General features: G+C 67.2%; 28 protein-coding genes. 17 read left to right on the forward strand and 11 right to left on the reverse strand.

What is annotated here, in order from left to right:
* The first annotated feature begins 41 nt into the window (after positions 1-41).
* Genes gcl through AC1DEM_RS16550 form a run of 5 tightly spaced genes read left to right on the forward strand, consistent with a single transcriptional unit; the run spans position 42 to position 5,635 of the window.
* On the forward strand, positions 42-1,832 hold the full coding sequence (gene gcl / locus AC1DEM_RS16530) for a glyoxylate carboligase (RefSeq protein WP_476885389.1): 1,791 nt from the start codon (positions 42-44) through the stop codon (positions 1,830-1,832).
* A 1-nt stretch (position 1,833) separates the two neighbouring features.
* A complete protein-coding gene (locus AC1DEM_RS16535) occupies positions 1,834-3,024 on the forward strand; it encodes a glycerate kinase (protein WP_476885390.1) in 1,191 nt (396 codons plus the stop codon).
* Positions 3,017-4,360: an allantoinase AllB gene (allB, locus tag AC1DEM_RS16540; RefSeq protein ID WP_476885391.1), complete on the forward strand. Its 1,344-nt coding sequence runs from the start codon at positions 3,017-3,019 to the stop codon at positions 4,358-4,360. The genes AC1DEM_RS16535 and allB overlap by 8 nt, the downstream gene beginning before the upstream one ends.
* On the forward strand, positions 4,357-5,058 hold the full coding sequence (locus AC1DEM_RS16545; RefSeq protein WP_476885392.1) for a winged helix-turn-helix domain-containing protein: 702 nt from the start codon (positions 4,357-4,359) through the stop codon (positions 5,056-5,058). Before allB ends, AC1DEM_RS16545 begins: the two co-directional genes overlap by 4 nt.
* Before the next feature lie 43 nt (positions 5,059-5,101).
* Positions 5,102-5,635, forward strand: coding sequence for a peroxiredoxin (locus tag AC1DEM_RS16550; protein ID WP_476885393.1), 534 nt, complete (start codon positions 5,102-5,104; stop codon positions 5,633-5,635).
* Between the two features lie 117 nt (positions 5,636-5,752).
* On the opposite strand, the gene AC1DEM_RS16555 is transcribed toward AC1DEM_RS16550, so the two are convergent.
* Positions 5,753-6,712 (reverse strand): serine hydrolase, encoded by a 960-nt coding sequence (locus AC1DEM_RS16555; RefSeq protein ID WP_476885394.1) that lies wholly within the window; start codon positions 6,710-6,712, stop codon positions 5,753-5,755.
* A 184-nt stretch (positions 6,713-6,896) separates the two neighbouring features.
* Here AC1DEM_RS16555 and bcp point away from each other — a divergent pair, with 184 nt between their 5' ends.
* Both bcp and AC1DEM_RS16565 read left to right on the forward strand, forming a co-directional pair.
* Entirely contained in the window at positions 6,897-7,376 is a 480-nt protein-coding gene (gene bcp / locus AC1DEM_RS16560) for a thioredoxin-dependent thiol peroxidase (RefSeq protein WP_476885395.1), read from the forward strand.
* 104 nt (positions 7,377-7,480) lie between these two features.
* On the forward strand, positions 7,481-7,915 hold the full coding sequence (locus tag AC1DEM_RS16565; protein WP_377985765.1) for a DUF6855 family protein: 435 nt from the start codon (positions 7,481-7,483) through the stop codon (positions 7,913-7,915).
* Between the two features lies 1 nt (position 7,916).
* Here the strand turns inward: AC1DEM_RS16565 and AC1DEM_RS16570 are convergent, their stop codons facing one another.
* The gene (locus AC1DEM_RS16570; protein WP_476885396.1) at positions 7,917-8,765 is read right to left on the reverse strand and encodes a class I SAM-dependent methyltransferase; all 849 of its coding nucleotides are present in this window, start codon (positions 8,763-8,765) and stop codon (positions 7,917-7,919) included.
* A gap of 89 nt (positions 8,766-8,854) precedes the next feature.
* On the opposite strand from AC1DEM_RS16570, the gene AC1DEM_RS16575 reads away from it, so the two are divergent.
* The 3 genes from AC1DEM_RS16575 (at position 8,855) to purM (ending at position 12,171) form a co-directional block, all read left to right on the forward strand.
* Entirely contained in the window at positions 8,855-9,220 is a 366-nt protein-coding gene (locus AC1DEM_RS16575; RefSeq protein ID WP_476885397.1) for a hypothetical protein, read from the forward strand.
* A gap of 102 nt (positions 9,221-9,322) precedes the next feature.
* A complete protein-coding gene (gene purF / locus AC1DEM_RS16580; protein WP_476885398.1) occupies positions 9,323-11,005 on the forward strand; it encodes an amidophosphoribosyltransferase in 1,683 nt (560 codons plus the stop codon).
* Positions 11,002-12,171, forward strand: coding sequence for a phosphoribosylformylglycinamidine cyclo-ligase (gene purM, locus AC1DEM_RS16585; protein WP_476885399.1), 1,170 nt, complete (start codon positions 11,002-11,004; stop codon positions 12,169-12,171). The genes purF and purM overlap by 4 nt, the downstream gene beginning before the upstream one ends.
* Positions 12,172-12,255: 84 nt before the next feature.
* Here purM and AC1DEM_RS16590 read toward each other — a convergent pair whose 3' ends face one another.
* From AC1DEM_RS16590 to AC1DEM_RS16600, 3 genes are all read right to left on the reverse strand, one after another.
* Positions 12,256-13,038 carry a VOC family protein gene (locus tag AC1DEM_RS16590; RefSeq protein WP_476885400.1) on the reverse strand — a complete coding sequence of 261 codons (783 nt, stop codon included), beginning with the start codon at positions 13,036-13,038 and terminating at the stop codon, positions 12,256-12,258.
* Between the two features lie 300 nt (positions 13,039-13,338).
* The gene (locus AC1DEM_RS16595) at positions 13,339-14,289 is read right to left on the reverse strand and encodes a hypothetical protein (protein WP_476885401.1); all 951 of its coding nucleotides are present in this window, start codon (positions 14,287-14,289) and stop codon (positions 13,339-13,341) included.
* 11 nt (positions 14,290-14,300) lie between these two features.
* Positions 14,301-14,786 (reverse strand): hypothetical protein, encoded by a 486-nt coding sequence (locus AC1DEM_RS16600; RefSeq protein ID WP_476885402.1) that lies wholly within the window; start codon positions 14,784-14,786, stop codon positions 14,301-14,303.
* A 245-nt stretch (positions 14,787-15,031) separates the two neighbouring features.
* On the opposite strand from AC1DEM_RS16600, the gene AC1DEM_RS16605 reads away from it, so the two are divergent.
* Positions 15,032-15,211: a hypothetical protein gene (locus AC1DEM_RS16605; protein ID WP_476885403.1), complete on the forward strand. Its 180-nt coding sequence runs from the start codon at positions 15,032-15,034 to the stop codon at positions 15,209-15,211.
* 226 nt (positions 15,212-15,437) lie between these two features.
* Here AC1DEM_RS16605 and AC1DEM_RS16610 read toward each other — a convergent pair whose 3' ends face one another.
* The gene (locus AC1DEM_RS16610; RefSeq protein WP_018774150.1) at positions 15,438-15,671 is read right to left on the reverse strand and encodes a DUF3073 domain-containing protein; all 234 of its coding nucleotides are present in this window, start codon (positions 15,669-15,671) and stop codon (positions 15,438-15,440) included.
* 571 nt (positions 15,672-16,242) lie between these two features.
* On the opposite strand from AC1DEM_RS16610, the gene AC1DEM_RS16615 reads away from it, so the two are divergent.
* On the forward strand, positions 16,243-16,740 hold the full coding sequence (locus AC1DEM_RS16615; RefSeq protein WP_476885404.1) for a septum formation family protein: 498 nt from the start codon (positions 16,243-16,245) through the stop codon (positions 16,738-16,740).
* Positions 16,741-16,884: 144 nt separating this feature from the next.
* Here AC1DEM_RS16615 and clpB read toward each other — a convergent pair whose 3' ends face one another.
* Positions 16,885-19,542: an ATP-dependent chaperone ClpB gene (clpB, locus tag AC1DEM_RS16620; RefSeq protein WP_476885405.1), complete on the reverse strand. Its 2,658-nt coding sequence runs from the start codon at positions 19,540-19,542 to the stop codon at positions 16,885-16,887.
* Positions 19,543-20,258: 716 nt separating this feature from the next.
* On the opposite strand from clpB, the gene AC1DEM_RS16625 reads away from it, so the two are divergent.
* From AC1DEM_RS16625 to AC1DEM_RS16640, 4 genes are all read left to right on the forward strand, one after another.
* Positions 20,259-20,765 (forward strand): carboxymuconolactone decarboxylase family protein, encoded by a 507-nt coding sequence (locus tag AC1DEM_RS16625; RefSeq protein ID WP_476885406.1) that lies wholly within the window; start codon positions 20,259-20,261, stop codon positions 20,763-20,765.
* 159 nt (positions 20,766-20,924) lie between these two features.
* On the forward strand, positions 20,925-21,119 hold the full coding sequence (locus AC1DEM_RS16630; RefSeq protein ID WP_476885407.1) for a hypothetical protein: 195 nt from the start codon (positions 20,925-20,927) through the stop codon (positions 21,117-21,119).
* A gap of 49 nt (positions 21,120-21,168) precedes the next feature.
* Complete coding sequence (locus tag AC1DEM_RS16635) at positions 21,169-21,483, forward strand: BBE domain-containing protein (protein ID WP_476885408.1); 315 nt, start codon at positions 21,169-21,171, stop codon at positions 21,481-21,483.
* A 107-nt stretch (positions 21,484-21,590) separates the two neighbouring features.
* The gene (locus AC1DEM_RS16640) at positions 21,591-22,460 is read left to right on the forward strand and encodes a DUF4031 domain-containing protein (RefSeq protein ID WP_476885409.1); all 870 of its coding nucleotides are present in this window, start codon (positions 21,591-21,593) and stop codon (positions 22,458-22,460) included.
* A gap of 39 nt (positions 22,461-22,499) precedes the next feature.
* Here AC1DEM_RS16640 and AC1DEM_RS16645 read toward each other — a convergent pair whose 3' ends face one another.
* From AC1DEM_RS16645 to AC1DEM_RS16655, 3 genes are all read right to left on the reverse strand, one after another.
* On the reverse strand, positions 22,500-22,973 hold the full coding sequence (locus AC1DEM_RS16645; RefSeq protein ID WP_476885410.1) for an SRPBCC family protein: 474 nt from the start codon (positions 22,971-22,973) through the stop codon (positions 22,500-22,502).
* Positions 22,974-23,041: 68 nt separating this feature from the next.
* The gene (locus AC1DEM_RS16650) at positions 23,042-23,455 is read right to left on the reverse strand and encodes a YccF domain-containing protein (RefSeq protein ID WP_476885411.1); all 414 of its coding nucleotides are present in this window, start codon (positions 23,453-23,455) and stop codon (positions 23,042-23,044) included.
* Between the two features lie 149 nt (positions 23,456-23,604).
* Positions 23,605-24,156, reverse strand: a complete 552-nt coding sequence (locus AC1DEM_RS16655) for a YceI family protein (protein ID WP_476885412.1) — start codon at positions 24,154-24,156, stop codon at positions 23,605-23,607.
* A gap of 306 nt (positions 24,157-24,462) precedes the next feature.
* On the opposite strand from AC1DEM_RS16655, the gene AC1DEM_RS16660 reads away from it, so the two are divergent.
* Positions 24,463-25,587, forward strand: coding sequence for a metallophosphoesterase (locus AC1DEM_RS16660; RefSeq protein WP_476885413.1), 1,125 nt, complete (start codon positions 24,463-24,465; stop codon positions 25,585-25,587).
* Between the two features lie 63 nt (positions 25,588-25,650).
* Here AC1DEM_RS16660 and AC1DEM_RS16665 read toward each other — a convergent pair whose 3' ends face one another.
* Entirely contained in the window at positions 25,651-26,376 is a 726-nt protein-coding gene (locus tag AC1DEM_RS16665) for a glycoside hydrolase family 16 protein (RefSeq protein ID WP_476885414.1), read from the reverse strand.
* Between the last annotated feature and the right edge of the window lie 66 nt (positions 26,377-26,442).

A 26,442-nucleotide genomic window follows, 5' to 3' on the forward strand; every position in this document is an offset into this window, starting at 1 on the left:
ACCTCAAGCACACCCAAAAACAGACTTTCAAGGAGCACACCATGACGAAGATGCGCACTGTAGACGCAGCCGTCGCCATCCTGGAGAAGGAGGGCGCCACCGAGGCGTTCGGCCTGCCAGGCGCGGCGATCAACCCGTTCTACTCGGCCATGAGGGCCCACGGCGGCATCCGCCACACCCTGGCCCGCCACGTCGAAGGCGCCAGCCACATGGCCGACGGGTACTCCCGGGCCAAGGACGGCAACGTCGGCATCTGCATCGGCACCTCCGGCCCCGCCGGCACGGACATGATCACCGGCCTGTACGCGGCGTGGGCCGATTCCATTCCGATGCTCTGCATCACCGGCCAGGCACCTGTTGCCAAGCTGCACAAGGAGGACTTCCAGGCCGTGGACATCGAGTCCATCGCCAAGCCCGTCACCAAGCTGGCCATGACCATCCTCGAACCGGGCCAGGTCCCCGGCGCCTTCCAGAAGGCCTTCCAGCTGATGCGCTCAGGCCGCCCGGGCCCGGTCCTGCTGGACCTGCCGATCGATGTGCAGATGGCCGAGATCGAATTCGACATCGACACCTACGAGCCACTGCCCGTGGAAAAGCCCAAGGCCAGCCGGAAGCAGCTGGACAAGGCACTGGACATGCTCACCGCGGGCGGGCGCCCGGTGATCGTGGCCGGCGGCGGCATCATCAATGCCGGCGCCTCCGGGCAACTGGTGGAACTGGCTGAGCTGCTGAACGTCCCGGTGATCCCCACCCTGATGGGCTGGGGCGCCATCCCTGATGACCACGAACTCATGGCCGGCATGGTGGGCCTGCAGACCAGCCACCGCTACGGCAACGAGAACTTCCTGCGCAGCGACTTCGTGATCGGGATCGGCAACCGCTGGGCCAACCGCCACACCGGCGGGCTGGACACCTATACCGCCGGGCGCACGTTCGTGCACATCGACATCGAGCCCACCCAGATTGGCCGCGTATTTTCCCCGGACTTCGGCATTGCCTCCGACGCCGGGGCCGCCTTGGACGGGCTGCTGGAACTGGCCCGGGAACGCCGCGCCGCCGGGTCATTGCCGGACTACAGCGCCTGGGTTACCGAATGCTCCGAACGCAAAGCCACCCTGCACCGCAAGACCCACTTCGACAACGTGCCGATCAAGCCCCAGCGCGTGTACGAGGAGATGAACAAGGCATTCGGCAAGGACACCACCTACGTGTCCACGATCGGGCTGTCGCAGATCGCCGGTGCCCAGATGCTGCACGTTTTCGGCCCGCGCAAGTGGATCAACGCCGGACAGGCAGGCCCCCTGGGCTGGACGGCCCCCGCGGCGCTGGGCGTGGTTCGCGGCAAGCCGGACCAGACCGTTGTTGCCCTGTCAGGTGACTACGACTTCCAGTTCATGATCGAAGAACTGGCCGTGGGCGCACAGTTCAACCTGCCGTACATCCACGTGGTGGTCAACAACTCCTACCTGGGGCTGATCCGCCAGTCCCAGCGCGGGTTCAACATGGAACAAAACGTGTCCTTGGCGTTCGAGAACATCAACTCCACCGAACTCTCCGAAACCGCCAGAGGCTACGGCGTGGACCACATCAAAGTGGCAGAGGGCCTGGGCTGCAAAGCCATCCGGGTGGAAACCCCTGAGGACCTGCCGGCCGCGTTCGACAAGGCCATGGCCCTCATGGGCGAGTTCCAGGTTCCCGTCGTGGTCGAAGTGATCCTGGAGAAGATCACCAACATCTCCATGGGCACCGAGATCAACGCCGTCAACGAGTTCGAGGCCCTGGCCGAGACCGCCGAAGACGCCCCGACCGCCATCCTGGCCCTGCAGGCCTGAGATGCGGGTGGTCATTGCGCCGGACAAGTTCAAAGGCTCGCTCTCGGCCCCGGACGTCGCCCGGCACCTTGAAACGGGGCTCCAGAGGGCATGCGGAGGCAACCTGGAGGTACTGCGGATTCCCGTGGCCGACGGCGGCGAGGGCACCCTCGATGCCGCCGTCGGCTCCGGCTTCACCCGCCGCAGCGCCGTCGTCAGCGGCCCCACCGGCGCCCCGCTCCGAGCAGAGTTCGCGGTCCGCGGCCGCGCGGCGGTCATTGAGATGGCCGCCGCATCCGGCCTCGCCGTCCTGCCGGACGGCGTCAAGGACTCCAAAGGCGCCACCAGCCTTGGCACCGGGGAACTGATCCGGGCAGCGCTCGACGCCGGGTGCCGGCAGATCATTCTGGGCGTCGGCGGCAGCGCCAACACCGACGGCGGAGCCGGGCTCCTGCAGGGACTCGGCGCCAGATTCCTCGACGCCGACGGTGGTGTTCTGCCGCCCGGCGGCGCGGCCCTCGCCCGGCTGGCCTGGATCGACTTCTCCGGGTTCGATTCCCGCCTGGACGGGGCACGTTTCGTGCTCGCCAGCGACGTGGACAACCCGCTGCTCGGCGCCCAGGGTGCCGCGGCGATCTTCGGCCCGCAGAAGGGCGCTACGCCTGAGGACGTAGCGGTCCTCGACGCCGCACTGACCCACTTTGCAGACGTGCTCGGGGCCGAAATCGGGCCGCGCGCAGGGAAAGCCGCCGGGGCGCCGGGCGCCGGGGCAGCCGGCGGCGTGGGCTACGCCGCGATCGCGGTTCTGGCCGCGACCCGCCGGCCGGGCATCGACGTGGTCCTTGAATTCACCGGGCTGGCGGAGCGGCTGGCCGGCGCGGACCTGGTGATCACGGGCGAAGGCAGCCTCGACGAGCAGAGCCTGCTGGGCAAGACACCAATGGGCGTTGCAAGGGCGGCTGCACGGGCCGGCGTGCCGGTGGTGGCCGTCTGCGGCCGTACCACGCTGACGCGGGAACAGCAGGCGGATTCCGGATTCCGGCAGGTCTACCCGCTGACATCGCTCGAGGCCAATGTAGAAATATGTATAGCCGAACCAAGACCCCTGCTTGAGCAACTGGGAAAGCAAATCGGCGCGGAACTGCCGGGCCTGGTGCCCGCCAGCATTGCGCCGGGGAACAGTGCCCGCACAAAGGAGACCCTCAATGTCTGAAAACAGCTTTGACCTCGTCATCCGGGGCCGGCGCATTCTCACCACCGCCGGTCTCGCAGCCCGCGAGGTCGGTGTGCGCGGCGGGAAGATCGTCGCCATCGAGCCGCTCGGCAACGGACTTGCCGGCACGGAGGTGATCGAGCTCGCCGACGACGAAACGCTCATTCCGGGGCTGGTGGACACGCACGTGCACGTCAACGAGCCCGGCCGCACCGAGTGGGAGGGCTTCGCGTCCGCCACCCGGGCGGCCGCGGCCGGCGGCGTCACCACCATCATCGACATGCCGCTGAACAGCATCCCGCCCACCACCACGGTGGAAGGCTTGAAACTCAAGCGCGAGGTGGCCGAGGACCAGGCGTTCGTGGACGTGGGCTTCTGGGGCGGAGCCGTCCCCGGCAACAAGCACGAACTGCGGCCGCTGCACGACGAGGGCGTCTTCGGCTTCAAATGCTTCCTGCTGCACTCCGGTGTGGACGAGTTCCCGCACCTGGAAGCGGACGAGATGGAAGAGGACATGGCCGAGCTGAAGTCCTTCGACTCGCTCATGATCGTTCATGCCGAGGACTCCCACGCGATCGACCACGCACCCCACCCGGGCGGCGACCACTACTCCACGTTCCTGGCGTCCCGCCCCCGCGGCGCCGAGAACAAGGCCATCGCCGAGGTCATTGAACGGGCCCGCTGGACCGGCGCCCGCGCCCACATCCTGCACCTGTCCTCCTCCGACGCGCTCCCCATGATCGCCACCGCCAAGCGCGACGGCGTCCACCTCACCGTCGAAACGTGCCCGCACTACCTGACGCTGACGGCCGAGGAAATCCCGGACGGCGCAACGGCCTACAAGTGCTGCCCGCCGATCCGCGAAGCCTCCAACCGCGAACTGCTGTGGGCAGGCCTGCAGGACGGCACCATCGACTGCATCGTCTCGGACCACTCGCCCTCCACCCTGGATTTGAAAGACCTGGAAAACGGCGACTTCGCCGTGGCCTGGGGCGGTGTCTCCTCGCTGCAGCTGGGCCTGTCGCTGATCTGGACCGAGGCCCGGCACCGCGGCATCTCCCTGGAGCAGGTGGTTTCCTGGATGGCCGAGAAGCCGGCAGCCCTGGCACGCATCTCAACCAAGGGCCAGCTCGCGCTGGGGTACGACGCCGACTTCGCCGTCTTTGCGCCCGACGAAGCCTTCGTCGTGGATGTGTCCCAGCTCAAGCACAAGAACCCCATCACGCCCTACGACGGCAAGGCACTCTCGGGTGTGGTCCGGAAAACATTCCTGCGCGGCACCCTGATCGATGGCCAGACCCCCGGCGGAAAGCTCATCCGCCGCGGCGGAGTATGAGCCAGGCGGCCGTGGCCGGTGCCGGACACAACGTGCACGGAAGGGCCCGGCAAGCCAGCCGCGGCCAGGCCCTTCCCGCACGGGCCCGGCACGCCGCCCTCACCGCGAAGGGTCTGGCCGTCTGGGTCACCCTGCCGGAAGCCACCGACTGTGACCCGGCCGTACTGGCCCGCGCGGCCGAGCTCGTGCTCGCCCGCGCCCTCAGATGTGCCCCGGAGGCGGAAGTCCACTTTAGGCCCGCCGCCGGAGCCGCAACGTCCGCTGTCGTCCGGTCCCCGGAAGACAGCACCCCCGCGGGAACCGCACCAGAGGTTCCCGCGGGGGACACCACCGGCGACGACGGCGGCGCGGGCCCGGCGCCCGCCCCCGGCAGCATCAGCCGGCTCGCCGTCGACCTCGCGGCCGGGGACGCCAAGCTCGATGGCGAGCCGGTGCCCCTGACCGAGCTGGAGTTCACCCTCCTAAGATGCCTCGTGCAGAACTGCTCCCGCACGGTCAGCCGGCAGGAGCTGCAGCATTGCCTCGACGCATTCGATACCCCGGGTGCGGCAACACGGTCCATCGACGTGTACGTCGGCCGGTTACGCCGGAAACTCAAAGGCTGCCGGCACGCCGTCGTCACCGTCCGCAGTGGCGGCTATCGCTTCGTCCCCGGCCCGCGGGCAACGGTGCGCGGACCGGCGGAATACAGCATCTGAGTTCCCTCCCGTCACTATCCCGACCCCCGATCAAAGGAACCGCATGCAGTCCACAACTGCCACCAAACTGCACAGCACCACCAGACTGCACAGGACGACCAAACTCAACAGCACCACCAGACTGCACAGTGGGACTCCCGCGCCCGGATTCACGCTGTCCGACGCTGCGGGGCACCGGATTTCCCTGGCCGATTTCCGCGGCAAGAGCGTCATTGTCTATTTCTACCCCCGCGCTGCCACCCCTGGCTGCACGGCCGAGGCCTGCGACTTCCGCGACAGCCTTGCGGCCCTCCAGGGCGCGGGCTTCGCGGTCCTGGGTATCTCACCTGACGCACCGGAGGCCCTGTCCGCCTTCACCGCGGAACATGCACTCACGTTCCCGCTGCTCGCCGACGAGGACCACGCCACGGCCCTGGCGTACGGGGCGTGGAGTGAGAAGCTGGTGGACGGCGAAGTCCGCGAAGGAACCGTCCGCTCCACCGTGGTTGTCGGCCCCGACGGGAATGTGGTCCTGGCGCAGTACCAGGTCAGCGCGCAGGGCCACGTCCGGGCGCTGCGGGAGGCGCTCGGCATCTAGGGGCCCGCCGGATGGTCCGCGCTGCTCTGGGATTTCCGCGCCGCCTTGGGGCGAGGGATCCGCGGTGCGATGGTCCGATTCTGCCGCGGTTATCCGGAAACGCCTCGCTAGAACTCGCTAAAAGAGGGCGCCCGCCACCGCCTGCGTCAGCTGATGAATCACCTCGGTGCGTTCCGGATCGTCGCTCAGGCCCTGGCCCTTGGTGTAGATGACGAGGGCGTAGGCGGCGTCGCCTTGCGTGAGGATGGCGGCGTCGTGCAGTTCACCGCCCAGGAGCCCGTACTTGTGGAAGACCGTGATCCCTGCCGGCGCTGCGGCGGGAATGAGCGTTTCGTAGTTGGTGTCCTGCATATAGGACAGCAGTTGGGCGGTGTTCCCGGCATTCAGGAGCGTCCCGGAGTAGAGGCGGGAGACGATCGTCGCCATTTCCGCCGGTGTCAGCGTGTTGGTTGTCGGGTCATAGCTCACGCCCAGCGAGGCCGCGTACTCCGTCAGTTCCTCGTGGCCCACGGCATTCATGATCAGCGACCACGAGTCGTTGTCACTCTGCTGGATCATCTCCCGGAGCTGGAATCCGGCGGTGTAGCTGCCTAAGGGGTCATCGAGGGTGGCCGCTCCGGTTTCTACCAGGTGGTAGTAGGCCGCCGCGGCCAGGACTTTGGCGGTGCTCGCGGCCACGAACTTATCCCGGACCCCATATTCGTTGACGTCCGCGGAGCCGGCGTTCTGGGAGAGGTCGACCACCGCCACGCCGATCTGGTATTGGCTGTTGGCATCGAGAATCGCCTGGATGCGCGCGCCCAGTGCCGCGTCGACTTTTCGGGCAGCCGGGGCGGCCGCCTCGGGGCTGGATGAGGGCGAGGCACTGGCCTCCCCAGTCGTCGCGGCAGACGTCGTTGTGAGATCTGCCGCCGTCGAGCGGTCCGCGAAGGAATAGATGCCTAGGGCCAGTACGAGGGCCAGCACCGCGGCACAGACCACCTGAATCCGGGCCCGGAACCGGGCAGGCGTTGGCTGCCGTCCCGTGGCCGTGCGCCGGGATCCGAAACGTGGCTGTCGTGGAGTTTGCTGTTCCATAATGGCTCCAAGTTAAGCACGGCAGCTATGCGGCACCTATGAATGAGCTGTCAGGGCCCGAGCCTGGCAAGCCGTCCGGGACGGGTTCTTGATAGTCTCAGGCGGCGGTATGCAGCACCGGAATAGAGCCCCGGGCCACGATGTTGTGCATCACAGACCCGTTGTCCACTCCCGAAGGATCACCATGAGCGCAAACATGACCGTCAAGCTTCAGCCCGGCACACCGGCCCCGGATTTCACGCTGCCGGACGCCGAAGGCAAGCCGGTTGCCCTCGCCGATTACCGCGGCAAGAACGTCATTGTGTACTTCTACCCGCAGGCCGCCACCCCGGGCTGCACCACCGAGGCCTGCGACTTCCGCGACAACCTCGCGTCCCTGCAGGGCTCAGGCTACGAAGTCCTGGGCATCTCCCCCGACGCCCCCGAGGCCCTGGCCCACTTCACCGGAGACTTCGCCCTGACCTTCCCGCTCCTGGCCGACGAGGACCACGCCGTCGCCCTGGCCTACGGCGCCTGGGGCGAGAAGCTGATCCAGGGTGAGGTCACGGAGGGCATCGTACGCTCCACCGTGGTGCTGGACCCCGAGGGCAAGGTGACGCTGGCGCAGTACCAGGTCAAGGCCCAGGGCCACGTGGCGGCGCTGAAGGAAGCGCTGGGCGCCTAACAGGGCACGGCTCTCTCCCGCCGCCGGCCTCGCCGCGCGCCGGATGGCTCGGTAGGCTCGGTCCATCGGCGCCGGGCATCCGGCCGGACAGAAGGCGGTACAGCGTGGCGAACGGCACCAAGCAGGATCCCTGGCAGCTCAAGACGGCCCCGGGCACTTCGGAGTATTCGATGTACCGCGACGAGGAGTCCGATCCCCCGGCGCTGGTGTGCCAGGTCGGTTCCACCACCCTCAAATACCACCTCCGGGCGCTGGATGACCTGCACCTGTGGCTGATGGAGAAGGTGGACTGGGTTCCGCTGGGCGCCGCCGACGAAAACAAGCCGGCAGCGGAGGGGTCAGTGGAAGCCTGGGGCCGCGACCCGGAAAACCCCGTGGGCGGGTGGTACGGGTTGCGCAAAGGCTACCGGGGACGGTTCGGGATGTACCTGCCGCCCCTGCTCGAAGCCTTGGGCCTCGTGGAACTGACCCACGACAAACGCAATAACAGCGTGCGTGCGATCATCGCGGACGCGTCCGGACCGGCGTCGCCCGCCTGAGCTACACCTTGGTCCCCGCCACCACCGTGGCGGTCGACCGGAGCCGGATCGCGTCGTCGTGCTCATAGCGGCCCAGCAGCGCGAACACGTCCTGGCGGATCAGGTCCCGCGACGCCTCGTCCGCCTTGGCCAGGCCCATCGCCACTGTGGTCGCGATGTCAGTCATGAACTCCCAGTAGCTCTCGGGAGAGTCGTGCACCTGATCGGTGCTGACCTGGCGCTCGGTCACCTCGACCAGACCGGCGTCCTTGAACATCCGGGTCATGAAACCGGTTGGTGCGCAGCGGAACAGCCCGGGAGTGCCCGCCGGCGGAATGGGCAGTTCCCGGTGCCGGGCGATCGTGCCCAGGATCAGGCTGGCCCAGGGGTTGGCCGCAGCGCGCCCCCAGACGACGACGCCAACGCGGGCACCCGGCTTGGCGGTGCGTGCCATCTCCGCCATGGCCGCGGACATCACCGGAAAAAACATCAGGCCGAAGCTGCAGTACACGGCGTCGAACGTGCTGTCCGCGAAGGGCATAGCGGCAGCGTCGCACACCTCAAAGTCCACGTTGGTCAGGCCCCGGGCCGATGCCTTCTCCTCGGCCACGCGGAGCATCCCCGCCGAGATATCGGCCAAGACCACGCTGCCCTCCGGCACTCTCTCGGCCACCGTGAGACCGGGTTCCCCCGAGCCCGCCGCGACATCCAGCACCCGGGAGTCGGGGCGCAGCGGCAGCTGTTTGAGGAGTGCGTCCCCGAACGGCGCCTGCCAGCCGACCAGTTCAGCGTCCCACTTGTGCCAGCCCGCCGAGAACTCATCCCAGATCATGCGCTGCTCGTCGCGAATGCGGGCGGCTGAGGCTAACATGGCGGTTCCTTAGCTCGTCTGTACGTAGCCCTAGTCTGCTCCGGGAACCGGGCCCCGGCAATGAGTCCAAGGGCAGTAGGCTTAATGGCATGTCTTCCCACGAAACCCCCGGCACAGCAGGCAACGACCCCCACCGGGAGCCTGCCCCCGGCAACGTTCCGGGGAACGTTCCGGAGCGCCGCGCGGTCACCGTGCGCCGGGCACCGAAATATGTTCCCTTCCTGATCCTGGGCGGGCTGGTGGGCGTGGCCGTCGCGGCCATCATCGCCTACGCCCTTCCCGGCGACGAGGGCTATGACGCTGGCTCGGTGTTCGGCTTCTTCATGGTCCTTTGCGCGGCCGGCGGCGTCATCCTGGGTGCCTTGGTCGCGCTGGTCCTGGACCGCATGAGCGTCCGCCGCGCCGAGCGCGCCGTCGTCGAGTCCGCACCGGACGCCGACGACGACCGCGCCTGAGCCGCGTCTCGACCCCGCCGCCTCAACCCCGCCCCAACAGGGCGGCAGGTCATAAACCGGCCGCCGGAAAAGTCTTAGCGCACATCGTGAGATAATCGACCAGTGGCACGCGGCGATGGAAAACTTTCTCATGATCTTCTCCCAGGCGAAAAAGGCCCTCAGGACGCATGCGGCGTCTTCGGGGTCTGGGCACCCGGTGAAGAAGTAGCAAAACTCACCTACTACGGGCTGTATGCACTGCAGCACCGCGGCCAGGAGTCGGCTGGTATTGCAACCAGCGACGGCAAGCGGATTAACGTCTACAAGGACATGGGCCTCGTTTCCCAGGTCTTCGACGAGACGACCCTGAACACCCTGACCGGGCACCTGGCCGTCGGCCACTGCCGCTATTCCACTACGGGTGCGAGCCACTGGGCCAACGCCCAGCCCACCTTGGGCGCGACCACCACGGGTACCGTGGCCCTCGCCCACAACGGCAACCTGACCAACACGGCCGAGCTCAAGGCAATGATCGAGGACCGCAACGGCGGAAACCTCAGCGGCGAGATGAAACAGGGCAACACCTCGGACACGGCCCTGGTCACCGCACTCCTGGAGGGCGAAGAGGGCAAGTCCCTTGAGCAGACCGCCATGGAGCTGCTGCCCAAGATCAAGGGCGGCTTCTGCTTCGTCTTCATGGATGAGGGCACCCTCTATGCGGCCCGGGACACCTACGGCATCCGCCCGCTCTGCCTGGGCCGGCTGGAACGCGGCTGGGTGGTGGCTTCGGAGCAGTCCGCCCTCGCCACCGTCGGCGCCAGCTTTATCCGCGAAATCGAACCCGGCGAGTTCATCGCGATCGACGAGGACGGCGTCCGCTCGCAGCGCTTCGCCGAGGCGACGCCGGCCGGCTGCGTTTTCGAATACGTTTACCTCGCCCGCCCGGACGCCTCCATTGCGGGCCGTTCGGTGTACGAATCCCGTGTGGAAATGGGCCGCCAGCTGGCCCGCGAAAACACCCAGGAAGCGGACATCGTCATCCCCGTGCCGGAATCGGGCACCCCCGCGGCCGTGGGCTACGCCGAGGAATCCGGCATCCCCTTCGCGCACGGCTTCGTCAAGAACTCCTACGTGGGCCGCACGTTCATCCAGCCCTCGCAGACGCTGCGCCAGCTCGGCATCCGGCTCAAGCTCAACGCCCTCGAATCCGTGATCCGCGGCAAGCGTGTTGTGGTGGTGGATGACTCGATCGTCCGCGGCAATACCCAGCGCGCCATCGTGCGGATGCTCCGGGAAGCCGGCGCCGCAAGCGTCCACATCAAGATTTCCTCACCGCCGGTCAAGTGGCCCTGCTTCTACGGCATCGACTTCGCCTCCCGCGCGGAACTGATCGCCAACGGCGCCACCATCGATGAAATCACCCAGGCAATCGGCGCCGACTCGCTCGCCTACATTTCCGAAGACGGCATGATCGACGCCACCCGGCAGCCGCGTGAGCGTCTTTGCACCGCCTGCTTCACCGGCAAGTACCCGATCGAGCTGCCCGGCGCGGACAAGCTCGGCAAGAACCTGCTCGAGCGCACGGACCTCGGCGGGCTGCCGTCAACCCCCGCTCCGGCCTCCGCCGGCACGGCGTCCGCGGCTGCGGCATCGGAGTCCGACGCCGAACCGGGCACCGCGATCTCGGACGATCCCGCCGAGAAGGCCGGTGCCACCGGGTGCGATCCGGGGCCGGACTCCGAATTCGAAGAACTGCTCACCGATGCCGACCGCGTCACCACAGCCGACAAGAAAGAGCCAGTATGACTTCCGCCTCCCCGGCCGCTGACATGAACGCCGCCCAAAACACCGGCATCACCTACGCCTCCGCAGGCGTCGACGTCGAAGCGGGAGACCGCGCCGTCGAACTCATGAAGGGCGCCGTCAAGGCAACCCACAACGCCTCGGTGATCGGCGGCGTCGGCGGGTTCGCCGGCCTCTATGACGTCTCCCGGCTGCTCACCTACAAGCGCCCGCTGCTGGCCACCTCCACCGACGGCGTCGGCACCAAGGTGGCAATCGCCCAGGCCATGGACATCCACGACACCATCGGCTTCGACCTCGTCGGCATGGTTGTGGACGACATCGTCGTCGTGGGCGCCGAGCCGCTCTACATGACCGACTACATCGCCTGCGGCAAGGTGGTCCCGGAGCGGATCGCCGACATTGTCCGCGGCATCGCGGCCGCCTGCTCGGTCGCCGGCACCGCCCTGGTGGGCGGCGAAACCGCCGAGCACCCGGGCCTCCTCGGCGAGCATGAGTACGACGTCGCCGGCGCCGCCACCGGTGTTGTCGAGGCCGACGCGCTGCTCGGCCCGGACCGTGTCCGCGCCGGCGACGTGGTGATCGGCATGGCCTCCTCCGGCCTGCACTCCAACGGCTACTCGCTGGTCCGCCGCGTCATCAACCACGCCGGCTGGGCCCTGGACCGCCAGGTCTCCGAACTCGGCCGCACCCTGGGCGAGGAGCTCCTCGAGCCCACCCGGGTCTACGCCGCTGACTGCCTGGACCTGGCCCGCACTTTCCCGGTCAACGGCTCAGCAGCCGGCAGGGCGGTGCACGGCTTCAGCCACGTGACCGGCGGCGGCCTCGCGGCCAACCTCGCCCGGGTCCTCCCGCAGGGCCTGCTGGCCACCGTGGACCGCTCCACCTGGGAACTCCCGGCTATCTTCAAGCTGGTGGCCGAGCTCGGCAACGTCCCGCTGGCCGATCTGGAGCGCACCCTGAACCTGGGCGTGGGCATGGTCGCCATCGTTTCGCCGGAAGCGGCCGACGCCGCCGTCAACCGGCTCAACGACCGCGGCCTGCCGTCCTGGATCATGGGCACCGTCAACGAGAACTCCGACTCGGTCATCAAGACGGGTCCGGACTACGTCCAGGGCGCGAAGGGCGTCGACGGCGGCGCCGTCCGGCTGGTCAACGCCTACGCCTAAGGGTTCCTAACCCCCATCGAGTGCTCCATAACTGCCGTTTTGAGACCTGAAAACGGCAGTTGTGGAGCACTCGATGGTTAAGGCCTAGACCTCCAGCAGGCTGAAGACGCCGCCCTGCGGGTCCTGGAGCGTGGCGATCGTGCCGGCTTCCTCGACCTCGTCCGGTTCGATCAGTACGACACCGCCCGCGGCCACCGCTGCCTGCACCGCCTTCGCGACATCGGAGACGCCGAAATAGACCTGCCATCCCGGCTCGAGGGTGCCCTGCGCGTCGCCGGGAACCCGGGCGATGCCGGCCACCTCGGTGCCGCCCACCATGAGCGTGGTGTACGTGCCGCCGTCGTCCTGGGGGTATTCCGTCACCTCGTGCCCGAAGAGCTGCTGGAAGAAGCCGACGGCGGCCTGCGGCTCCGGCGTCAGCAGCTCGGCCCAGGCCAAAGTACCCGGTTCCTGGCTCCGGCCGGCTCCGAAATGGCTGCCCGCCTGCCAGGCCCCTGTGGTTCCGCCGCCGGGCGGGGCGAAGAAGACCATGACGCCGGTGTCTCCGATCGCCTCGGGGCCGAATTCAAGGTTTCCCGGGGAATGGGCCAGTTCGCCAGCCAGATCCCCGGCGTCCTCGACCGCGAAATATACGTTCCACCGGCCCGGTTCGCCCGCGGCTTCCTGCTCGGCGTTCTGCGGCGCGAGCACCGTGACCAAGGCATCGCCGAGGAAGGCTTTGGCGTAACTCCGCCCGTCCGGGGTGGGCAGGTCCTCGTACCGCCAGCCGAAAACCTCCGCGTAGAAGGCCTTGGCTGCCTCCACATCGCTGGTCTGGAGGTCCGTCCAGCAGAGCTCACCCTCAGCGAATCCTGTGCGCATGGTCATGGCAGTCCTTCCGGGCATCTGGGTCGCATCCGGGAAAATCCGGCACCAACAACCTAGCCCGGGGCCCCGCCGGTGACAACTGCGCCGGCGAAACCATGGCGCACCAAGGGAAACGACGGGCGGTTCGGAGCAGTTCGATCATGGCATGGCTTCGTTCGTGCTCGAAGCCGCTGGCGATGATCTCGTAGATGACGATGCCGGTGTCGTAGGATCGCGCTTCATCAGCCGGGCTTTCATCTCCTGTCGTCGCCAGGGTCCTCGCTGTGGCGGGGATGGCGAGCCTTCTGTAGCTGCCGCAGGTTATGCCCGGGCAGGGGAGATATGGAGTTTTGCTTCGACGGAGAGCAGGTAGCTGCGCTCCTCCGCGGTCAGGAAGGTCGCCGAAGTGTCGGCGGCGAGGTCAGCGTCCCAGATTTCGACAATCATCCGGTGCAGCCTGTCCTGTACCGGCGCCTGGGGGTCGGCCTCAAGGGTCCGGTCAAGAGAAGTGCTCCGCAGCGCTTTGGCCCAGATGGACTCCACGCGTGCGAGGGTTTCGGTGTTCCAGCGGTGCAGGCTTCTGCGGGCAGCCCTGCCGGCAACCGCCGGAATCGTGAGTCCGGCGCCGGCCAGGACGGTCGCGACCAGTTCCAGCTGATGGTATGGGAAATCAGGCCTGACCAGTATGGCCAGAAACGTCAGGTGTCGGGCCAGCAGGGAGAGGCACATCTCGGCCATCACCAGGAAACCCATGATGCAGCCTGCGCCCAGCATGGAGAAACCGACACGGAATGAGCGGCTCATACGCGGAACGTAGCGGAAGCAGATCACGGCAATTTCCGCGCTCATCGAACAGATAAAGAGGGTGAGCATCAGTGAGAACAGGAGAGCCGGGAAGCGGTCCTCATAGATGCCCCAGGCGGGGGTCGTGATGGTGGGTCCGGTGAGAAGGAAGAACGCGGTTTGCAGGGTCAGCGTGAGCGTCAGAGGCAGGGTGCGTGTCCACCAGGACCGGCGACCGCCGGCTTCCGGGGCGATAGCGGCGTATGCAGCGAGGCGCAGATACCAGAGAGAGATGATCATCAGGGAGTTCAGGACCAGTTTGACCAGGTTCATCCCGCCCAAGGCCGTGTCGACGGGAACGTAGACAGCCGGGGACATGAGCAAAGAGCCGACGGCCCCGAACACGGCACAGGAGAACACCAGGTCGGTCCTGTTGCGAAGCAGGGCGGGAATGCGGGCCCCGGCCAACAGGAACAGTGCCGCTGCCATGAGGAACTGCATCATCCGAAGACCGCCCCGAAGTTGCCGGGCTGCGCGTCAGGCCGCTGGCCGGAGCGGCGGATACGGGACGCAAGCCGGTCCGCAAGGAGCTCAGCTGTCACCTCGAGCTCGTCGAACAAGTCGGTACGCTTCAGCGCCGAGACGACGCGCTCCGGATCGAGGTCCGGGAAGAAGGCTTTGGCGTAGTCGTGCGAAAGGTCCTCTTGCTCGTGGCGGAGGACCATGTGGGCAAACTCGTGCAGAACGATCTGCTGTCGGTAGACCTCCGAGGCGGTCTTGGCATGGAAGATGAGGTCCACTGTGTCCAGACCGAACCACAGACCGCAGACCTTGTCCGTCGGGGTGTTGTCCATGGGCTTGATGACAATCCTGCGTCCCCTGGCTGCTTCCAGATGCGCCTGGATGGAACGCATTGAGACCGGCTCAGGCAACTGCAGGCTTTCTTCCGCGGCCTGCGCCTGCTCTCGGGCGACTCTGTAGTCCATGGGCTGCGGGTCCTCCGGATAATCCAATGTGGGCCGGAGATAAACCTACTCCAAAGCAGGACTGTATCAGCGCTGCTCAGCGCCTTGCGTGCCAACCGGCGTGACGCGCCCCTCCGCCAGTTACTCGAGGGCGAGTTAGCCGCCAAGACCGGGAAAACTGTCATCCCCGAATCAATAATCTGAGGCCGTTTACATGCAGATTCCTCCGGTCGTAGGCTTTCTGCCACCTGAATCTGGAGGTCGAAGTGACTACTGCAATTACCGGGATCGGTAACAGCGGCTTCACGACGACGCTGCCGGAGGGCGAATCAGCAGCCTCGATCCTGGCAGATTTGCTCCCTGCCGGCGCGCATTTCGTGAAGGCCTTCGGCACGCTGGCGGGCGGTCGGCTCTTGAACGCCAACGAGGCACGTGCCGTCCCCTAGCAGCGTTAGCCGGTCCCGCGGACGCCGGGCGTGTGGTTTGCTCCGTTCCGGGTATTGCCGAGCGGATCACTTGCCGGGCTGCGGCGCAGGCAAGGTTGGAAACGCTCGGGTACAAGAAAGGCCGCCGGCCACGCCTGAAAACAGGGGTGGCCGGCGGCCTGAAAATCTTTGGCAGGCCCGCAGTGCCGGAAGGATCCCCCGGAGAAAACTGCCGGGGAAGCGTCGACTAACCTATACGACGGGAATCAACCTCGTCGTCGTCGTCTTCCACATCGTCCGCGTACTTATCCACATACGCTGAATAATCCGGCTCGACCGGGTCATCCGCGAAGTGGCTCGTGGCACGACTTCCCGGGCCCGTGAGCTCGCGCTGAAGGGCCGAATAGTCAGTGTTCGGGGAGTAGTACTTGATGTCCCGAGCCTGCTTGGTAGCTTTTGCCTTTTGACGGCCGCGCCCCATGGCGTGACCCCCTTTTGTACTTGGACCGGAGGTGGTCACCTTTGGCGATCGGTGAGGCCCCGGAATGTTTGGTCAATTTGTCGTACACCTAGATTACATGCTTTCGGCGTCAACTGCTCGCCGGCCTGCCCCCTGTGGACACCGTGGCGCCTCCCGCCACGGTGCCCGCGGCCACCGGCACATGCGCCGTGCCGCGCATCTTCGATAGAGTTTCGTGATGTGCGCCCAGAAAAGGGCCGCGACGCCGGGCTTCCAGCCCCGGCGAAGACGCACGGAAGTGGTGAATTTCTCAGTGACTGAAGAGAATCCAAGGCACGACGCCGGGTCCATCCCGCCGCCGCCTTCGAGGCCGCCGACGTCCGCCCTGCCCGTTCTTACAGCCGAACCCGCGCGGTCCACGAATCGTTCGTCGGCGCCCGCAGCGGCGAAGCCCTCGGGCCGCACCTTCGCTGGCAGCATGCGCGCACTCTCGAAGCGAGCGCGCCCCCTGGCCCGCCGAGCCCGCCCCTTGGCCCGACGGCTCCGCCCCGCGGTCCGGCGGATCCGCAGGCAAGGGCCAAAGCGGCTGGGCGTGGCCGCGGCCCTTATCGTCGCGCTTGGGCTTCTGGTCTGGTGGGCTGTGGCCGCATTCGCCGGCAGCAGCCAAGCCCCTGCCGAAGGCGGCAGCCCCACCCCCGCGGCCTCGTCGGCGTCGGCCCCGGCCAGCCGCGGAACCCTGCCCCTGGAAGGCGTCAGCCCCCTGGACTTCCAGTTGCGGGACTGCTTCAAGGACTTCGACCCGGATGCGCAGCAGTCCACCGTGGTGGACTGCGCCACCGGCCACTCGGCCCAGCTGGTCGCGGTGGAGAAGTACGGCGAAAACGAGTCCTACCCGGGCCGGGACGCGCTCAAGCAGAGAGCGCGCGATGCCTGCAAGGCGGCTCCGCTGACGGACAAGGCCGGCGCGTACAACCTGAGCTACAAGTTGGCCTACCCAAGCTCGCGCAGCTGGGAGAGAGCCGACCGTCGAGTCGACTGCTACGCCGTGACGGACGCCGGAAACGTTATCAAGGAGTCCCTGCTGCCCTAGCGCTAGCCGGCTTCAGTCGCTGGTTCAGCGCATTGCAGTAGCGCACGGATCTGGCGTGCCGGCATGGCGCACGATCTTAACCCACAAGCAGCCGGGACCAGCCCGGCTGCTTGTGGCGCTTTAGCGCACTCTTGGCCTCGGCGCCTACTCCTTGCGCCGGACCGAGAGTCCGGCGCCGGTGCCCGCGCCGCCGTCGGGCACGTAGCTCTCCTCCAGCCCGCCCATGGTGAGTTCCATCAAATCCGGCGCGGTGTCCACCAGGACGGTGTCGCCGTCGGTGATTTCGCCGGCCAGGATGGCCTTGGCCAGCCGGTCGCCGATCTCGCGCTGCACCAGACGGCGCAGCGGCCGGGCGCCGTAGGCGGGATCGAAGCCGGAAACGGCCAGCCAGGCGCGGGCGCCCTCGGTAACCTCGAGGTTCAGCCGGCGGCCCTTGAGCCGCTCGCCCAGCTCCTTGACCTGCAGTTCCACGATCTCGGACAGCTCCTCCACGCTCAAGGGGTCGAACAGCACCACTTCATCGAGCCGGTTCAGGAACTCCGGCTTGAAGGAGGCGTTCACCATGGCCATGACGGCGTTCTTCTTGGCCACGGCGTCGAGGTTGGTGTCCACGAGGAACTGGCTGCCCAGGTTCGAGGTGAGCACCAGGATCACATTGCGGAAGTCCACGGTGCGGCCCTGACCGTCGGTGAGCCGGCCGTCGTCGAGCACCTGCAGGAGGATGTCGAAGACCTCCGGGTGGGCCTTTTCCACCTCGTCCAGCAACAGCACCGAGTACGGGCGCCGCCGCACGGCCTCGGTGAGCTGGCCGCCCTCCTCGTAGCCGACATACCCGGGAGGCGCCCCAACGAGCCGGGCCACGGAGTGCTTCTCCGAATATTCGGACATGTCGATCCGCACCATGGCGCGCTCGTCGTCGAAGAGGAAGTCCGCGAGGGACTTGGCGAGCTCGGTCTTGCCGACGCCGGTAGGGCCGAGAAACAGGAACGAGCCGGTGGGCCGGTTGGGGTCGCTGATCCCGGCGCGGGCACGGCGTACGGCGTCGGAGACGGCGGCGACGGCCTTCTTCTGGCCGATCAGTCGCTCGCCCAGGACGTGCTCCATGTTCAGCAGTTTCTGGCTCTCGCCCTGCAGCATGCGCCCCGCGGGGATGCCAGTCCAGGCCGAAATCACCTCGGCGATGTCATCCGCGGTGACCTCATCGGCCACCATCTGCCTCGATTTGTCGGGCACGGCGGCCTCGGCCTCGGCAGCGGCGTTCAGTTCCCGTTCCAGGGCGGGAATCTCGCCGTAGAGGATCCGCGACGCCGTTTCTAGGTCCCCTTCGCGCTGGGCTTTGTCGGCCGCGGAGCGGAGCTCGTCGAGCTTGGCCCGCAGGTCGCCCACCCGGTTAAGGCCTGCTTTCTCGGCCTCCCACCGGGCGTTCAGGGCCGCGAGCTCCTCCTTCTTGTCCGCCATGTCCGCGCGCAGTGCCGCAAGGCGTTCCATCGAGGCGGGATCGGTCTCGCCGGCCAGGGCCAGTTCCTCCATGGTCAGGCGGTCCACCTGGCGCCGGAGCTGGTCGATCTCCTCCGGGGCGGAATCGATTTCCATGCGCAGCCGGGACGCGGCCTCGTCCACGAGGTCGATTGCCTTGTCCGGCAGCTGCCGGCCGGAGATGTACCGGTTGGAGAGGGTCGCCGCCGCGACGAGGGCGGAGTCGGAGATGGACACCTTGTGGTGGGCCTCGTAGCGTTCCTTGAGTCCGCGCAGGATGCCGATGGTGTCCTCCACACTTGGTTCGCCCACGTAGACCTGCTGGAACCGGCGCTCCAGGGCGGGGTCCTTTTCGATGTTCTCGCGGTACTCGTCCAGCGTGGTCGCGCCGATCAGCCGCAGCTCGCCACGGGCCAGCATGGGTTTGAGCATGTTGCCGGCGTCCATGGAGCTGTCCCCGGTGGCGCCGGCACCCACCACTGTGTGGAGTTCATCGATGAACGTGACGATCTGGCCCTCGGAGTTCTTGATCTCCTCCAGCACGGCCTTGAGCCGCTCCTCGAACTCGCCGCGGTACTTGGCCCCCGCCACCATCGAGGCGAGGTCCAGGGCGATCAGGGTCTTGCCGCGCAGGCTTTCGGGCACGTCGCCGGCCACGATCCGCTGGGCGAGGCCCTCGACGACGGCGGTCTTGCCGACGCCGGGCTCGCCGATAATGACGGGGTTGTTCTTGGTGCGCCGGCTCAGGACCTGGATGATGCGCCGGATCTCTGCATCGCGGCCAATCACCGGGTCCAGCTTGCCGGAGCGGGCGACCGCCGTGAGGTCCGTGCCGTACTTCTCGAGCGCCTGGAACGCGTTTTCCGGGTCGGCGTTGTCCACTTTGCGGTCGCCACGAACGCCCGGCAGGGCGGCCAGCAACGCCTCATGGGAGGCGCCGGCCTCGCGCAGGAGCTTCCCGACTCCGTCGCTCCCGGCGGCCAGGCCCAGCAGCAGGTGTTCGGTGGAGACGAAGCTGTCCCCGAGGCGCTCCGCCTCATTCTGGGCATTCTTGATCGCCTGCAGGCCGGCCCGGGACAACTGGGCCTGCTGCACACTGCTCCCGGACGACGACGGCAGAGCCTTGATGGCGGTGCTCGCCTGGACGCTGACCGCGTCCGGGTCTGCGCCGGCGGCTCGGAGCAGTGCGACGGCGACACCCTCCCGCTGGTCCATGAGCGCCTTGAGCAGGTGAGCGGGCTCAAGCTGCGGATTTCCCGCGGTCGAGGCGTTCATGGCGGCAGCGGCGAGAGCCTCCTGGCTCTTGGTGGTGAATTTGGCGTCCAAAGAGGGCTCCTTTCGGAATGGTCCTGATATCGAAGTTGAGTCTACATCGCTCAACTTTGCAATGAGGGACGCTGGCTCCATGTTTGCCGACAGCGAAACGCCTGTCTAGGGGCGGATTGCCCGCCGGCCTGGGAGGCGCGGCCGCCGCCGACCGACCTGGCCCGGCCCGGGGACATGTCCTCCCCCGAACCCGAAGACTGGACATAGTCCGAATATGTCCAGCGCCCAGGCCTGGGACTGGACACGTCCCCTCGGTCTGGGCCAGAACGGCGCGAAGACCGGACTTGTCCTCGGCTTCCACACTTGGCCACGGGGCACGCCCTCCCCTGGCGCACACCGTTGGACATACACCCGTTGTGCGCATTTCCGGGCGCTAAAACTGGACATGTCCTCGGCTTCCACACTTGGCCACGGGGCATGCCCTCAGCTGGCCCGCACAGCTGGACATGTCCCCCAGCAGGCTTGGGGAAGATCGGCCCGACGGAGCTCGGCTTTGCAGAGCTCAACGCGGCTGGGCACTTCTAGACTCGGGGGGCGAAGCCCGGCCCCGGCCTGTCCGGAAGGAGCGGTTCGGAAGGAGTGGTCCGGTGGCTGGGTCCCCCAAGGAGCCGGCCACCGGACCAAAACACTCCCACCCCCTAAGCTTGTCACATGTTTGACAAAACTGTCACACGCCGCTCCCGGCCGCGCGGAGGCTCGTCGGTATTGTGGAATCCATGACTGAGACGGCAGCACGGCAGAATCCCCAGCAGCAGAGTCCTGAGCAGCGGAATGTATTCCTCGACAAGGCGCATCCTGCTGCCTGGCGCGCACTCAACGGGCTGGGCCTGAAGGCCAAAGAAGCCGCCAGCGATGCCGGGCTGGACGAGACGCTGATCGAGCTGCTCAATGTCCGCATTTCGCAGATTAACGGCTGCGCCTACTGCCTTGACATGCACGTGGGCGATGCCGTCAAGAACGGCGAGTCGGCCCAGCGCCTGGCCGTTCTCCCTGCATGGCGCGACACAACTCTCTTCTCCGAAAAGGAACGCGCAGCCCTGACGCTGGCCGAGGCCATCACCACCATCGCTGACGCCCAAGCCCGCGACCACGAGAGCGCACAGGCTCGCCGGCACCTGACGGCCGACGAATTTTCCGCCGTCAGCTGGCTGGCGATCACGATGAACGCATTCAACCGTGTTTCCATCGTCAGCCAGCACCCGATCCGGGAGGCCCGCGACTAACTCGCCACACGCCCGCGGCTAACCACGCGGCTATCCATCCCGCCACCTGGTCCGCGCCGTCCGCGGCTCACTGGCCGAGCAACGGGCCGTAGCCACAGCTGGCGCGCGGTCGGTAAGCTCTAAAAGTGGGGTGGAACCGCGGTCACCAGGAGCACTGCCATGAGGTGGGTCAGGCCGGGTCACCCGGAATACGACGAAACTCGAAGAATCTTCAACGCGATGATCGACCGCCATCCAGCGGTCATTGCCCCGTGCGCCGACCCAGAAGAGGTGACCGAGGCCTTGGCCTACGCGAAGACCCACGGCCTCGACGTCGCCGTCCGCGCCGGCGGCCATTCCGTGGCCGGCATGTAACCTCCCGGGGCCAAGTTCCCAGCAGCTGATAGCCCATTGGGGCGGGGCGGTGAGCGGGCCTGCCGCCGCGGCCACCCCGCTGCTGAACCGGAGCGCCAGCTGGGTGAGCCACCCGTTCGGTCTGGGCGACACCCCGCAGGGCGGGCAGGACGCGAAGGCCTGGGTCAAGCGCTTCCGCCAGGACATATCCCCCTACGCCACCGGAGGCGTCTGGCTGAACTTCATCGGCGACGAAGGACAAGCCCGTATCCGCGCGGCCTACGGCGACGAAAACTACAACCGGCTGGCAGAAGTGAAACGCGAGTTTGATCCCGGGAACGTTTTCCGCGGCAACCAGAACATCCGCCCCGCCGTCGCGGTGTGACCCCCGCCAGAGCCCGCCAAAAGCCCGCCCGACGCCGTCTGGGGCCTCCGACGACGGACCGTGCCGGTGCCCGTGCCGGTGTCCGCGGACAGGACTAGACTGCCACCATGGCCGTCTACGTCGATCCGCCGCTCTGGCCTGCCCACGGAACCCACTTTTCGCACCTCGTCTCGGACACCTCACTCGAGGAGCTGCACGCCTTCGCAGCGGCCGCCGGCATCCCCGAGCGGGCGTTCGACGGCGACCACTACGACGTCGCCGAGGCCAGGTACACGGCCCTGGTGGCGGCCGGAGCCGTCCCGGTGGAGGGCAGGGTCCTGGTCCGCAAGCTGATCGCCAGCGGGTTGAGGATCCCGGCCCGCCGGCGCGGCAAGGCCCTCCGGGTTCCGCTCCTGAACCGCTGGAACGAGGCACTGCCCGGCCACGACGCCCTCTTCCTGGACCTGATGGACCGCTGGGGCGAGGAGCACCGGAAGTACCACGGCCGCACCCATCTGCTGGCGGTACTGGAGGCCCTGGACCTGCTGTGCCATCCGGCCGATCCGCCCCGGACCGTGGTGCTGGCCGCCTGGTTCCACGATGCCGTCTACCGCGGCGTGGCGGGACAGGACGAGGAGGAATCGGCGCGGCTTGCCGAAGACCGGCTCCGGCATGCAGGTCTCCCGGCCGCCGAGGTGGACGAAGTGGTCCGCCTGGTGCTGCTGACGGCAGACCACCGTCCGGAGCCCGGGGACGACGGCGGCGCTTTGCTCAGTGACGCCGACCTCTCTGTGCTCGGCGGGGAACCGGAGGCCTACGCCCGCTACGTGGCCGCCGTCCGGGAAGACTTCGCTCATATCGGCGACGCCGACTTCGCTGCCGGCCGTGCCGCCGTCGTCCGCGGGCTGCTGCGGCTGGATCCGCTCTTCCATACGGACCGCGCCCGCGGTCTGTGGCTGGAGCCGGCCCGCCGGAACCTGCAGGGCGAACTAGCCTGACGGTGTGTCCCGGCAACCCGTCCGGCAACCCGCCCAGGCTCAGGCGGCAACGCTGAGGTGATTCGCCAGCCGATCGAACGATTCACGCCACCCTTCGCCGTGGCGGTCGCGGCTGGCCGCGGAATCAAACGGCCCCTGGGTGAACGTCATCTGCGTGCCGCCGTCGACCTCTTCCAACCGGATCGTGACCTCGGTTTCGAAGCCGCGGGTGCCGTCGGGCCTGTCCCAGGCATGGGTGAACACGAACAAGTGCGGCGGCTCAACATCGGTATGCACTCCGCTCCACCAGAATTGCTGCCCGGTGCTGTCCTGGATCATGCAGGCGCGGTACAGTCCGCCGACTTCGAGGTCCGCGTCGACGCTCTCACGCGGGACATGGAAGCCGCGCGGACCCCACCACTGCGGGGCCTGGTCCGGGTCCGTCAACGCGGACCACACGCCTTGGATCGGGGCCCTGAACTCGCGGACAATGACCAGAATGAGGTCCGTATCCCCGGACGCCGGTTCGCTCATGATCCTCTCCCTCGAATTGCTTGGACTGACAGGGGAAGCGCCCCCTCACCGCTGGTTGCGCTGCAGCCCTAGCGCCGGCTGGGGCTGTACGCGGTCACATAGCGCGAATTGCTCGGAACGATCTGCTTGCCGAGCGGCATCAGCGAGACGGGGATGAGCTTGAGGTTGGCGATCGCCAGCGGGATGCCGACAATCGTGATGGCCATGGCGAAGGCCGTGACGACGTGCCCGATCGCGATCCAGATCCCTGCCACAAGCAGCCAGATCACGTTTCCGAGCAGGGCAAAGATGCTGGTTCCGCCGGGCTTGTCCACCACCATGCGGCCGAACGGCCACAGTGCATAGGACGCGATGCGGAACGAGGCCAGCCCCCACGGAATGGTGATGACCAGCAGGCAGCAGACGACGCCGGCCAGGAAATATCCAATGGCCAGCCACAGTCCGCCAAAGAGCAGCCAGATGAGGTTCAGGAGTGTCTTCATGGATTCATTCTCGCCCGTAGGAGTGACATTCGGATGAGTGGTTCACCCGGAAAATCCCTGACTTTCGTGCCCCGGCCCTCTCCGGCTCAGGGCAACCGGCTTCTGGGTGCCGGTAAACGCTTCAAGTGCGGGCCCCGCGTCTTCGGCGTTTAGGTGTCGGCCTGTTTGACCATGGCGGCCTCAACGTTGATCTTGACCTTGTCGCTGACCAGCAGCCCGCCGGCTTCGAGGGCGGCATTCCAGGTCAGGCCGAATTCCTTCCGGCTGATGTCCGCCTCAGCACTGAATCCGGCCCGGGTGGCGCCGAAGGGGTCCACCGCCACACCGGTGTACTCGACTTCGAGATCCACGGGCTTGGTGACGCCGCGGATGGTGAGCTCGCCGGTCAGCACGTAGTCCTCTCCGTCACCGCGGATCCCGGTGGCCCGAAACGTCATCTCGGGGTACGTCTCGACATCGAAGAAGTCGGGGCCGCGGACGTGGCCGTCACGATTGGCGTCCCCCGAATCGAAACTGGCGGTCTTGACCGTGGCATGCAGGCTGGCGTCCGCCAGCGACTCGCGCACCCGGGCCTCGGCGGAGGCCTCGTTGAACCGGCCACGGACCTTGCTGATGCCCGCATGACGGACGCTGAAGCCGATTTCGCTGTGGGACATGTCCAGCGTCCACACGCCGGGGGTCAAACCTTCGGGCAGAGTCACAACGGTCTCCTTCGAGCGATGGCGGACCTGTTCCGCCGGGGGTGATCGGGGTGTGTTCCCCACTCTGCATGCTAACGAGGAAGCCCGTCCCGGGCTAGGTCCGGCCGGTCCTTGACGGGGAGCAGTGAGGCGGGCACGCTGGCATGGACTTCAGGATTTCCGACGGCGGATGCCGCGATCCGGGCCCGAAGTGTTCTCTGGCCATCGTTCGGCGGCCGGGTTACTCTGGCCTATAAATGCCGGGCATTCACCGAATTTCGCAGAACTATTCGCACAGTTCTGATCAACCAAGTGATGTGAGGAATCGTGGCCGGGTCCCTGGGGAAACGTGGCAAGGCGGGCATCGGTGCTTTCTCGGTGGGCCTTGGGATATTGCTGTCAGCCTGCCTGCCCGGCCCGCCGGAACCCGCCCCGATCCCGGGCACCCCCTCCTCCGCCCGACCGTCGTCCGCCCCGCCGTCCTCGGCACCGCCGTCGTCCGCCCCGCCGTCCTCCGCCGCGCCCCCGGCCGGCGAGTCCGTGCACTTCACCGCGCAGGGCGACATCGGCATCGGCTCTGGCGCCGAAAAGGTGCTCGACGTCGTTGCCGCCCTTAATCCCGAACTGAACCTTGCCCTCGGCGACTTCGCCTACAAGGCAGGACTCGAACAGCAGTTCTGCGATATGGTCACAGCCCGCCTCGGCGAGGCCTTCCCCTACCAGCTCGTGACCGGCAACCACGAGAGCGACGGCCATGACGGCGACATCGAGAAATATGTCCGGTGCCTGCCCAACAGGCTGCCCGGGCTCCAAGGCCAGTACGGCATCCAGTGGCGGGTCGACGTCCCCGAGCAGAATCCCGTTGTCCGCTTCATCCTGGTCTCCCCCGGCATCGACTTCCGGGGCGGGGAGCCCCTGGACTACTCAAGGGGCAGCGAGCGCTGGCGCTGGACCGCGAACGCCATCGACGAAGCCAAATCGCAGAACATCCCTTGGACGGTGGTGGGGATGCACGCCCCGTGCCTGAGCGTGGGCAACTATGACTGTCAGGCGGGGCAGGATTTCACGAACATGCTGATCGAAAAGGAGGTGGACCTGGTGCTGTCCGGCCACGACCACGTCTATCAGCGGACGCATCAGCTGGCCACGGGCGGCAGCTGCGCGGAACTCGTTCCCGCCAGCTTCACCTCCGGCTGTCTGGGCGATACCGACGGCGCCATGGCCCAGGGATCGGGGACCGTGTTCGCCACGGTCGGCGTTGGCGGCGTGGGACTCTACAACGTGAGATCCGATGACCCGGAAATAGGTTATTTCGCCAGCACTTCCGGAAAGAACCAGGAACCGGCCTTTGGGACCCTGGACGTCACGGCCACGGCGGATGAACTTGCCGCCAGATTCGTTCCCGCCGACGGCTACACCTTCTCGGATTCCTTCACGCTCAAGCGCAAGTGATCGACCGCTAGTATTCGGACGCCGTCAGTCGACCGCGGAATCCGTCGCGGGCGTCCTGAAGCCTCAGGCCGGCACCCAGATGCTGATCCAGTCGAGCGAGACGTGGCCCTGGGTCGCCGGGGCCGGGCAACCGGTGAGGCAGGACTCCGTCTGCAGGATCAGGTGCATGGGCGTCGTCGGCGCCTTGGTGCTCACGCCCAGGGACCGCCCGTCGAGAAAGAACTCGACCCGTCCGGGGCTCCATTCCATCGTGGCCACATGCCACGAGGTCACGTACTGGTCGGAATCGAATTTCTCCCAGGCATCGGCACCGTTCCGGTCAAAGTGGACGGCGCCGTAAATGATGCTGGCCAGGTCCCCTTCGGGGAAGTCCACCTCGCCATCCCGGGGCCAGACGCCGCTGTCCGGCCACAGTAGCCAGGCCGTCTTGAATCCGGGCAGCGAGTCAGCCCGGTAGCGGACGGAGTACCGGCCGCGGAGGAGACTGTTGGCGCGCGGTGGGTTGGAGCTGGCGTTGGGGATCCTGGGCGTCGGCGCCGCCCCCATCGAGATCCCGTTCTCCGAGTGCAGGTACCAGTCCAGCGAACCGTTGCGGACACTGAGCACCCTGGACGGGTAGTAGCCGGACTTGCCGCCGCTGCGTTGCCCGGCCGTGTCCGGGGTCCCGTCCTTGTAGCCGGCGCTCCACCGCGCGCTATAGAGCGGGCCCGGGAAGCGGCCCAGCGGGACGCCGCCGCCGGAGAAGTCCTCGACAAAGACCTGCTTCCAGCCGGGCAGGTCACCGGTCATTGTCACATCCGTGGTCCGGACGGGAGACGGGGCGGGGGCGGGTACGGATTGGGGAGCGCTCGGATT

Source organism: Arthrobacter sp. 05T420 (assembly GCF_056396305.1).